The following is a 265-nucleotide window of genomic DNA, read 5'->3' on the forward strand; positions in this document are numbered from 1 at the left end:
CCATAAGGCGACCGGGATCACCAAAGATCTTGGCACCTGACGCCGTGTCAATCACACGCGGCAGATCCAGTTTTGGCCCTTCGCCCCAGCTGAGGCGGTAGTTCAGATCGACGCGCGTGCCTGCAGCATATGGATCTTTGGGCCGCCAGTAGGCGACGATATTGTCGTAGACTTCCTTATCGGCGGGGATTTCCACCAGTGTCACGGAGCCTGCCCCCCAATCGCCACGGGGTTCCACCCACAGCGAAGGGCGGCGGTGATAATG

At 60.4% G+C, this 265-nt stretch carries 1 protein-coding gene; it reads right to left on the bottom strand.

Annotation, left to right across the window (positions count from 1 at the left end):
- Window positions 1–265: glucan biosynthesis protein (locus tag O4G76_RS20715; RefSeq protein WP_269399002.1), on the bottom strand; the 265-nt coding region annotated here is incomplete at both ends.

This window comes from Limimaricola sp. G21655-S1, from assembly GCF_027213785.1.
Lineage (GTDB): Bacteria > Pseudomonadota > Alphaproteobacteria > Rhodobacterales > Rhodobacteraceae > Limimaricola.